The sequence below is a fragment of the Nostoc sp. 2RC genome (genome assembly GCF_014222165.1).
Classification (GTDB): domain Bacteria; phylum Cyanobacteriota; class Cyanobacteriia; order Cyanobacteriales; family Nostocaceae; genus Nostoc; species Nostoc linckia.
This window is the reverse complement of the sequence record NZ_JACKZU010000511.1, coordinates 1-4346: the sequence shown is the minus strand read 5'-3', so window position 1 is coordinate 4346 and position 4346 is coordinate 1. Positions and strand designations below refer to the sequence as shown.

Below are 4346 nucleotides of genomic sequence, written 5' to 3'. Positions count from 1 at the left end.
GGGGAGATGGGGAGATGGGGAAGAATAACTTTTGCTCTTAACTTTTAACTCCTAACTCATAACTCCTAACTCAGCACTCCCCATGCCCAATGCCCTGAAGTAATATTGTTGCTTCGCCCTGTGTCCCAATTGTAGCAGTACCTGTTTTTTGAGGAAATTATTGGGTGGTGTCAACTTACCTGGGTAGTTTTGTCTGTGATGCTATACTATTTACCCAACTTAATGTGTATAACTATTTTCTGGAAGTGCGCTCTAAATCTACAATAATGAAGATAAGGTTCGCCCTCACTGCTTATTAAGCTGCTCGCCTAATTGTTACCGATTCTACGTGTGGAAAAATTGGGTTTACTAGCAGTTCCTCCTAGTTAAAAATCAAAGTCTAATGGCGTAAAATTACCTTCAATCTAGACAATCAAACACCTGTGGTCTCCACGCCACTTGCTCTACTTGGGGAGACCCCTACGTACTGTTAGTGGCTCCCCCGCATAGCGCTTTGGGCAGCATGGAGAGTTCTCCAAACCCAGCTTCTCCAAAAGCGTTGCGTGATTACCTGGCGGGGCTAAATATCAATCAGGCGTACTTTCTGAGTTTGGTTAGATGAAGGAATTTAAACCCAGGCAAACTTTGAGAGCATCGTGCAGTGAGAAGTCCAAAGGACGCCCAGAGTTGTGTGTGGGTTCGTTTCCTCGGCTCAACACAACTTGGGGAATAGTTTCCCGCAAGGGTAGGTTGGCTTCCTTTCCTTGGAAATTAGGAAGCCTTGCCTCAGGGCAATTCGTTTCCAGCTTGTTTCTGTAAGCCGTCAAAACCCTTGAAGCTCTTAATCAAGGTAAAGGTGAAAGGGAAAACACAAGAAGGGAAAGGTTGGAAAGGAAAAGGGGAAAGGTCTGAAGACTGGTCTTTTTCCCTTTTCTCTTTAGCTCTTTGTCAACAGGCAAAGGAGACCTTTCGCTTCCTATGGTGAGGGCATACAGGAAAGAACCAGATTAAAAAAATGATGTTTTGACCAAAGGTCGGTTCACTGCATGGAATTTTCAATCGCTACACTCCTTGCCAATTTCACCGATGATAAATTGGTGGCTCGTAAAGTTTTGGAAAAGAAACTTGGTTGTGAAGATGAAAAAAGCCTACAAAAACTTCACATAGCCTTAGATGTTCTGGAAAAAATCGGTATTTTGGTGAAAGAACGAGGCAAGTATCGCCGTGTTATGGAAGAGGGAATCATCGAAGCAAAACTCCGTTGTTCTAGTAAAGGTTTTTGCTTTGCGATTCAAGATGTGGAAGGAGCTGAGGATATTTACATTCGAGAAAGTCATCTAAGTAATGCTTGGAATGGCGATCGCGTTTTGGTCAGAGTCCTCAAAGAAGGTAGTCGCCGTCGCTCTCCGGAAGGAGAGGTGAAGCTAATCTTAGAACGTTCCAACCACACATTATTAGCACGAATTAAGCAAGTAGAAAGCGGTTTTCGGGCTGTACCTCTAGACGATAGACTGCTATTTGAACTCAAGATTCAACCCAATGGTGCGAAATTAGAAGATGCCATCGATCACCTCGCCCACGTGGAAGTCTTGCGTTATCCCTTAGCTCAATACCCCCCTTTGGGTAGAGTAGTACAAATCCTTGGCAGTGATGCCGAAGCTGCTGCTGATATAGATTTGGTAACATGCAAGCACGACTTGTCACGTACTTTTGCCGATAACGTCCTGGAAGCAGCTGCCAAGTTACCCAAAAAGCTCCTCAAAGCAGACCTGAAAAATCGCTTAGATTTACGTAATGTATTCACCATTACCATCGAAGGCGTAAATGGAGATACCAAAGTCATTGAAAATGCCTTTAGTTTGGAGAGAAACCCCAGTGGAAATTGGCTTTTAGGAGTTCACATCGCTGATATTTCTCACTACGTGCAACCTGATGAAGCCCTGGATAGAGAAGCACTCAAACGAGGCAAATCAGTGTATTTGGGAGAATTAATACTGCCAATGTTGCCTCCAATTGTGGCAGAACGCTGTTCTTTAGTAGCAGGAAGCGATCGCTTAACCATCTCTTTCTTAATTACCATCGATCCCAAATCAGGGCAAATAGTAGAGTGGGAAATTCAACCAAGCGTCATCAACGTCGAGACTGCACTCACCACAGAACAAGCCGAAGAAATTCTCGCAGGTGAATTTCATAACCAATCTCCAGAGGTGTTGGAGATTCTGCAAAATCTCCAGGCTTTGCAAAGAGATTTAAGACAAGTGAGATTAAATCGCGGTAGCTTGCAATTAAATCTGCCCCCCAGCCAAAACCCATATTATGATGAGGGAATTCTGGGGGCTGTGGTGGTCAATGATTTACCGGTGCGATCGCTACTCACTGAGTTAGTACTGTTAGTTAATCAATTGATGGCAACTCACCTAAACGCCCTTGGTGTTCCGGCTATTTGGCGAGTCCAAGGCACGCCAGATATCGAAGATGTCCAGGAAATGCTGAAATTGGCAATCAATTTAGGCGTTGACTTAGCCTTAGATCCAGAAGCCGATATCCAACCATTAGATTATCAACATTTAACCAGAGCTTTTGCCGAATCTGCCTCCGAGCAAGTTCTCACCTATTTGTTGCAAGATACCCTCAAGCCCTCTGCATACAGCACCACCAAAGGGCCTCACTTTGGCTTGTCGCTAGGGCAGTATGTCCACTTTAGCGCCCCCTTGCGGCGTTACCCGGACTTATTGATGCAAAGAGTGTATTACACACTACTGGAACATGGACGCGATCGCCGTAACACCCGTGTGAGAGAGCGAGTTAACTTACGCCATTCCTCCAGCCACGAAGAAATTAACTGGAACGTTTTACCCCCAGAATTGCAACAAGAACTCCAAAGCGATTTGACCAGGGTAATTGTCCAAATCAATGACAGAGAAAAAGAAGTCCAAGAAGCTGAAGCTGATTTAGCAGGACTGCAAAAAGCCCAACTGATGAAGCAGCGCATCGGTGAGGTCTTTCAAGGAGTAATTACTGGCGTTCAATCCTACGGTTTCTTTGTGGAAATTGAAGTACCAGCAGAGGCGGTTGAATCCAGTAGTAATCCTGGCGTACCCCTGAGAGTAGAAGGATTGGTACACGTCAGTTCTCTCAAAGATGATTGGTATGAATATCGCGCCAGACAACAAGCACTATTTGGTCGCAAAAATCGCGCTTCCTATCGACTAGGCGATCGCGTTGCTGTGCAAGTTAAGAGTGTTGATTACTACCGCCAGCAAATTGATTTGGTAACTGTCGGCAGCGATGGTGTAGCTAAAGGGTTAGCAGGTAGCGCCTCTAATGAAGATATTTCAGACCTTTACTTAGAAAATGACATGGAACCTGATGACCTAGATCCTTATGGAGAGGATGAGTAAATACCTTTAGGAGTATGTGTTAAATCAAACTAAACCTCTAATTTTAGGCGTATCGGGCGCATCTGGTCTGATTTACGCCGTTCGCGCTATCAAATTTCTGTTGGAAGCAGAATATAGCATTGAACTGGTTGCCTCTAGATCAACTTACATGGTTTGGCAATCAGAACAGGAAATTCGGATGCCAGCAGAACCAACAGCGCAAGAACAATTCTGGCGAGAGCAAGCAGGAGTCCCACTTGCTGGTAAACTGCGCTGTCATCCTTGGGGCGATGTCGGTGCTGGAATTGCCAGTGGTTCCTTTGCGGCTTTAGGAATGATAATTCTTCCATGTAGCATGAGTACAGTGGCAAAACTAGCAGCCGGCTTGAGTTCCGATTTACTAGAACGCGCAGCTGATGTGCAACTCAAAGAAGGTCGCAAATTGGTAATTGTACCGCGTGAGACTCCTTTTAGCTTGATTCATCTGCGTAACTTAACTTCCTTAGCAGAAGTTGGAGTGAGAATTGTCCCCGCTATTCCTGCTTGGTATCACAATCCGCAAACCATTGAGGATTTAGTTGATTTTGTAGTTGCCCGTGCTTTCGATCAATTAGATATTGACTGTATCCCAATTCGGCGCTGGCAAGGAAGGAATTAAGTTTATTGTTGACTGTTGACTGTTGAGTGTTGACAGTTAACAGTCATAGCAGTTCAAACAACCCCAAATGCTCTTGGTAGCTGAAAAAAAAATATTTTTCCAAAAACACTAGCGCAATGGAAAATCTTTTGCTATATTATATAATCGTGAGACATAAGGGCGGTTAGCTCAGTTGGTAGAGCGCCTGCCTTACAAGCAGGATGTCATCAGTTCGAGTCTGGTACTGCCCATAAACAAAAAGCCGCCTTTCAGGGCGGCTTTTTGATTGGAAGTATACTGAATACCCTATAGCTAAAGGGATGGGGTATGGGGAGATGAGGGAGATGGGG

The 4346-nt window shown here is 44.7% G+C and carries 2 protein-coding genes and 1 tRNA gene; all 3 read left to right on the top strand.

Annotated elements, in window-relative coordinates:
• Positions 1 to 1025: 1025 nt before the first annotated feature.
• The 3 genes from GNE10_RS32370 (at position 1026) to GNE10_RS32360 (ending at position 4247) form a co-directional block, all read left to right on the top strand.
• Positions 1026 to 3380, top strand: a complete 2355-nt coding sequence (locus tag GNE10_RS32370) for a ribonuclease R family protein (protein ID WP_185570083.1) — start codon at positions 1026 to 1028, stop codon at positions 3378 to 3380.
• 16 nt (positions 3381 to 3396) lie between these two features.
• Positions 3397 to 4017, top strand: coding sequence for a flavin prenyltransferase UbiX (locus GNE10_RS32365; RefSeq protein WP_185570081.1), 621 nt, complete (start codon positions 3397 to 3399; stop codon positions 4015 to 4017).
• 157 nt (positions 4018 to 4174) lie between these two features.
• Positions 4175 to 4247: transfer RNA gene (locus GNE10_RS32360), tRNA-Val, on the top strand.
• Positions 4248 to 4346: the final 99 nt, after the last annotated feature.